4 protein-coding genes are annotated in these 6131 nt (G+C 66.3%); 3 read left to right on the plus strand and 1 reads right to left on the minus strand.

Annotated features, from left to right (window positions below; all coding sequences use genetic code 11):
- Positions 1-4 precede the first annotated feature (4 nt).
- The 3 genes from ACE3OU_RS03185 to ACE3OU_RS03195 all read left to right on the plus strand — a co-directional run bounded on the left by ACE3OU_RS03185 (position 5) and on the right by ACE3OU_RS03195 (position 5025).
- Positions 5-628, plus strand: coding sequence for a LysE family translocator (locus ACE3OU_RS03185; RefSeq protein ID WP_374240086.1), 624 nt, complete (start codon positions 5-7; stop codon positions 626-628).
- Between the two features lie 68 nt (positions 629-696).
- Entirely contained in the window at positions 697-2511 is a 1815-nt protein-coding gene (locus ACE3OU_RS03190; protein ID WP_374240087.1) for an ABC transporter ATP-binding protein/permease, read from the plus strand.
- A 93-nt stretch (positions 2512-2604) separates the two neighbouring features.
- Positions 2605-5025: a Lon protease family protein gene (locus ACE3OU_RS03195; protein ID WP_374240088.1), complete on the plus strand. Its 2421-nt coding sequence runs from the start codon at positions 2605-2607 to the stop codon at positions 5023-5025.
- Positions 5026-5162: 137 nt separating this feature from the next.
- Here ACE3OU_RS03195 and ACE3OU_RS03200 read toward each other — a convergent pair whose 3' ends face one another.
- Positions 5163-5732, minus strand: a complete 570-nt coding sequence (locus ACE3OU_RS03200; RefSeq protein WP_374240089.1) for a phosphoribosyltransferase family protein — start codon at positions 5730-5732, stop codon at positions 5163-5165.
- Positions 5733-6131: the final 399 nt, after the last annotated feature.

The following is a 6131-nucleotide window of genomic DNA, read 5'->3' on the forward strand; positions in this document are numbered from 1 at the left end:
CGCCATGCCCAGCCTCGACACCCTGCTCGCCTTCCTCGGGATTTCCGTTCTGATCACCCTGGCCCCCGGCCCCGACAACCTGATGGTCATTGGCCAGAGCCTGGCCCACGGGCGGCGGGCCGGCCTGGCCTTCGGCCTGGGCTGCGCGGCGGGCTGTGTCACCCACATCGCCTGGGCGACCCTCGGCGTCGCCGCGGTGGTACGCACCTCGCCCGGCCTGTTCCTCGGGCTCAAGCTGGCCGGTGCGGCCTGGCTGTTGTGGCTGGGCATCCAGGCGCTCCGCAGCGGCGGCACCCTGGCGCCGGCGAGCGGCATGCCGAAGCACCCCTGGCAGCGGGATCTGGCCCGCGGCTTCGTCGCCAATGCGCTCAACCCCAAGGTGGCGCTGTTCTTCCTGGCCTTCCTGCCCCAGTTTTCCGACCCGGCGCAGGGCAGCCTGACCCTGCAGATGCTCGCCCTGGGCCTCGTCTTCATCGCCCAGACGATCGTGATCTTCGGCAGCCTGGCCCTCGCCGCCGGCAGCATCGGCGGACTGCTGAGCCGCCACCCGCAGCTCGGCCCCTGGATCGACCGCCTGTGCGGCCTGCTCTTCGTCGGGCTCGCGCTGCGGCTGGCGGCGGACGACTGAAGGCCGGCCATCCCACAACCGACTCCTCAGCCGGGCTGAAGCCCGGCCCACAACCCACCCACATCACGATGCGACGCTCCCCTTCCGGCCCTCCCCCCAGCCCCGCCAACGGCGAACGCCACGACTGGCAGACCATCAAGAAGCTCCTGCCCTACCTGTGGGCCTGGAAGTGGCGGGTGATGTTCGCCCTCGGGTGCCTGATCTCCGCCAAGTTCGCCAACGTCACGGTACCCTTGATCTTCAAGCAGATCGTGGACGGACTCGACATCTCCCGCGAACAGGCGGTCATCGTCGTGCCGGCGGCACTGCTGGCGGCCTACGGAGCGCTGCGTTTTTCCACGTCGATGTTCACCGAGCTGCGCGAGATCGTCTTCGCCCGGGTCACCCAGCAGGCCGTGCGGGAGATCTCGCTGCAGGTGTTCCGCCACCTGCACGCCCTGTCGCTGCGCTTTCACCTCGAACGCCAGACCGGCGGCCTGACCCGCGACATCGAGCGCGGTACCCGCTCGATCGGCTCGCTGATCAGCTACACGCTGTATTCCATCCTGCCCACGCTGGTGGAGATCAGCCTGGTGATCGGCATCCTGCTGGTGAAGTACGAGCCGAGCTTCGCGATCATCACCCTCGTCACCCTGAGCCTCTACGTGGTGTTCACCTTCAAGGTCACCAACTGGCGCACCGCATTGCGTCGCCAAGCCAACGAACTGGACTCCGCCGCCAACGCCCGCGCCATCGACAGCCTGATCAACTACGAGACGGTGAAGTACTTCAACAACGAAGCCTTCGAAGCCCGCCGCTACGACACCGAGCTGCAGAAGTGGACCGCGGCCCAGATCACCAACCAGAAATCCCTCTCCTATCTCAACATGGGCCAGGCGGCGATCATCGCCGTGGGCGTCACCGCCATGATGTGGCGGGCCGCACTGGGTGTGGCCGAAGGGCGCATGACCCTCGGCGACCTGGTCCTCGTCAATGCCTTCCTGATCCAGCTCTACGTGCCGCTCAACTTCCTGGGCGTGCTGTACCGCGAGATCCGCCAGTCCCTCACCGACATCGAACGCATGTTCGGCCTGATGGGCACCCACCGGGAGGTTGCCGACGCCACCGGCGCCGCCCAGCTCGCCCGGGGCCCCGCCGAGGTGCGCTTCGAGCGCGTGGGCTTCGCCTACGAACCGAGCCGGCCCATCCTCCACGACGTGGATTTCACGATTCCGGCGGGCGCCACGGTGGCGGTGGTCGGCCACTCGGGCTCCGGCAAGTCCACCCTCGCGCGGCTGCTGTTCCGCTTCTACGACGTGCAGGCCGGCGCCGTGCGGGTCAACGGCCACGACATCCGCGACCTCGGGCAGGACAGCCTCCGCGCGGCGATCGGCATCGTCCCCCAGGACACCGTGCTCTTCAACGACACCCTGTTCTACAACATCCAGTACGGCCGCCCGGAGGCCAGCCGCGAGGAGGTCGAGGCCGCCGCCCGCGCCGCCCAGCTCGAAGACTTCATCGCCCGCCTGCCCGAAGGCTGGCAGACCCGCGTCGGCGAGCGCGGCCTCAAGCTGTCGGGGGGCGAGAAGCAGCGCGTGGCGATCGCCCGCACCCTGCTCAAGAACCCCGACATCCTGATCTTCGACGAGGCCACTTCGGCCCTCGACTCCCGCACCGAAAAAGCCATCCAGGCCCAGCTCGACGCCGCCGCCCGCGGCCGCACCACGCTGGTCATCGCCCACCGCCTGTCCACGGTGATGAACGCCGACGAGATCATCGTGCTCGACCAGGGCCGCATCATCGAGCGCGGCACCCACGCCGAGCTGCTCAACCGCGGCGGCGCCTATGCCCAGATGTGGGCCCTGCAGTTGGAAGAGCGGGAGGCGGAGGACGCCCCCGCCTGAGGCAGCGGAGCCGGCCTCCCGAGCCGTCGAAGAACCGCCACGACGGCGCCGCTGGGTTTATGCTTTCACCAAACAAGAAAGCGAGGCTGCCCCATGCTCACACCGCTGCCGCCGGAACAGCTCTACGCCACCTGCGACCCGGCTTCCCTCGGTTTTGCGAACACCGACGAGCTCCCCGAACTCAACGCCGCGCTGATCCACCCCCGGGCGGTCAACGCGATGCATCTGGGGCTGGACATCCCCCACGCGGGCTACAACCTGTTCGTGCTCGGCGAGACCGGCAGCGGTCGCCACGCCATCATCAGCCAGCTGCTCGAGGCCGAGCGCAAGCACGGCGAACCGCCGGCCGACTGGTGTTACGTGAATGACTTCGCCAACCCGACCCGCCCGAACCTGCTGCGCCTGCCGGGCGGGCGGGGCGCCCGGCTGCGGGACGACATGCAGCATTTCGTCGAGGAGCTGATCCCGGCCATCTCGGCGGTCTTCGAGAGCGACGAATACCGCAGCCGCATCGACGCCATCCAGGAAGAAGAAAAGCGCCGCGAGGAAGCCGCCTTGCACGAACTCGGCCACGCCGCGGGCGAACTGGAGGTCGCCTTCCTGCGCACGCCCCACGGCTTCGCCTTCGTGCCCATGAAGAGCGCCGAGGCCACCATGTCCCAGGAGGAGTTCGAGCAGCTCCCCGAAGCGCGCCAGCTTGAGCTGACTGGCCACATCAAGGCCATGCACGAACGGCTGCACAAGCTGCTCAACGACTTCCCCCGCTGGCGCCGCGAGATGCAGAACCGTGTCAAGGAGGCCGGCGGCGAGGCCCTCCGTACCACGGTCACCCACCTCATCGAAGACCTCAAGCCCGCCTACGCCGACCTGCCGGAGGTCGGCGCCTACCTCGAAGCCACCCTGCAGGACATCATCGAGAGCGGGGAATCCCTGCGCGAGAGCGTCCACAACGAGGACGACACCGAAACGACCACCTACTCCGGTTCGATCTCGGTGCAGCGTTACCTGGTCAACCTCCTCGTCGAGAACCCGCCGGATGGCGGCCGGCCGGTGGTCTACGAAGACCACCCGACCCTGCAGAACCTGGTCGGGCGCATCGAACACGTGGTGCACATGGGCACCCTGATGAGCAACTTCACGCTGATCCGCGCCGGCGCACTGCATCGCGCCAACGGCGGCTTCCTCGTCCTCGACGCGGTCAAGGTGCTCTCCCAGCCCTACGCCTGGGAGGGGCTGAAGCGCTGCCTGCGCGCCGGCGAAGTGCGGATCGAATCGCTCTCCGACCTGATCGGCCTGACCAGCACCGTCCAGATCGAACCCGCGCCGATGCCCCTCGAGCTGAAGGTGGTGCTGATCGGCGAGCGTCTGGTTTATTACCTCCTCAGCCAGTACGACCCCGAGTTTCCGGCCCTGTTCAAGATCAACGCCGACATGGAGAGCGAGATCCCCCGCTCCACCGAGAACACCGCCGCCTATGCCCGGCTGATCGCCACCCTGGCTAGCCGCGCCGGGCTTCCGCCGCTCACCGCAGCCGCGGTCGCCCGGCTCATCGAGCACGCCTCCCGTCTGGCCAGCGACTCCCAGCGCCTCGTCACCCGCACCCAGCCGCTGGACGACCTGCTCCACGAAGCCGCGCATTTCGCCACCACCGCTGCAGCAGCGCGGATCGACGTCGAACACATCGAAACCGCCCTGGCAGCCCAACGGCAGCGCCACGAACGCATCCGCGAGCGCTACCGGGACGAGATCCTGCGCGGCACCCTGCTGGTGGACACCGCCGGCAGCCACGTCGGTCAGGTCAATGGGCTGGCCGTCGTGGAGCTCGGCGACAGCCGCTTCGCCCACCCGGTGCGCATCACCGCCACCGCCCGGATCGGCGATGGCGAAGTCATCGACATCGAGCGCGAAGTCAAGCTCGGCGGGCCGATCCACTCCAAGGGTGTACTGATTCTGTCGTCCTTCGTGGCCTCCCGTTTCGGCGCCCGCATGCCGCTGTCCCTGCGGGCGAGCCTGGTGTTCGAGCAATCCTATGGCGGCGTGGAAGGCGACAGCGCATCCCTGGCCGAACTTACCGCGCTCCTTTCCGCCATTGCGCACGTGCCCCTGCGCCAGTCACTGGCGGTCAGCGGGTCGGTGAATCAGTTCGGCATGGTGCAGGCGGTCGGAGGGATCAACGAAAAGATCGAAGGCTTTTTCGATATCTGCGCAGCCCGTGGCCTGTCGGGAGAGCAAGGCGTCTTGATCCCGACGGCCAACCTGACAGACCTGATGCTGCAACGGGAAGTGCTTGATGCCGTCCGCGCCGGCCAATTCCATATCTGGGCTGTCAGCACGGTGGATGATGCCCTTGAACTGCTCACCGGGCTGCCGGCCGGGACACCCACCGAGCAAGGCGAGATACCCGCCGGCACTTTCAATGCCAGCGTTGCGGCAGGCCTTGCCCGGCTGGCAAAGCTACGGCGCGAATTTGCGGCACCCAACCAACATACCGCCTCCAGATCGAAGGGCCACTGAGCACGATCGCGCGTTCACCATGAGCGGCACATTCATTCACGAACATGCAGCACCGAACGCAGCGGAGGCTCTGCCTACGGCGCGCCCTCCTTGGCAACCCGGTAAATCGATAGAACGCACCGCTGCTGTAGCGGCAGTCACGCCCTCGTGGATTCGAGCTTCAGCAGCTCAATCTTGAACTCGGGTTCGTAGGGCGGAACATTGCACTCGATGATGTCCGGAGGCGCGATCTCGAGACGCAGCCCGAGCACATCCGCTCGGAACGGGAGGCGTGCCCCTCCCCTGTCGACCAGCATCGCAACACGAATCTCTGCCGGTTTCTTACGGGCCAGATAACCTACCACCTTCAGCAAGGAGTGCCCCGTGTACAGCACGTCATCCACCAGGAGTACCGTGTAGCCCTCAAGATCCAGCGCCTCGTGGGCCGCCTCCTCGGTGAGCCGGGTCTCCGGATAGAGCAAGGTCAGATCATCGGCATAGCGCTTGACCGAGAGGTCGAGGCGCAGGGGAGCCGGCAAGCCAAAGCGCTTGACCAAGAGCTCAGCCAAGCGGTCAGCCAACGGCGCGCCTCGCCGCAGGATACCGACAACGACGATCAAGCCCTTACCTGCCAGCAGACCAGCAGCCTGCCGCGCCATGTTTTCCATCACGGCATCCAGCTGTATCGCAGCATACAGGCAAGTCCGCAATCCACTGGGACGTTCCATGGCCTCCCCCTCTCACCGCCGGCAGGCATTACAACGAAGCTTGCGACCGGCTCAGCAAAGCCTCTTTTTTCACTTTCAGCTTAGCCTGTAAATCAAGAAAAGCATGTAACCATGCGTGCCTGCCCTTTCCTCGCCAGGAATTCGCAGCACGGCCAAGCTTGCGCTGTCGCCTCTTTTTGCTGCGGGGGCACGCCTGCTACTGGCCTGCCAAAGAGAGGCATTCCTGAATTTTCCCGTGAATTTTCGGACGTTTTATCGCATTTTTCGCGTTCAAAAGCGAAACCCCCTGCAGCGTTTGCTGCAGGGGGTTTGCATGGGGTTAGTCTGACGATGACCTACTTTCACGCACGGGTGTGCACTATCATTGGCGCGGTCTCGTTTCACGGTCCTGTTCGGGAT

Source organism: Zoogloea sp. (assembly GCF_041908905.1).
GTDB lineage: Bacteria > Pseudomonadota > Gammaproteobacteria > Burkholderiales > Rhodocyclaceae > Zoogloea.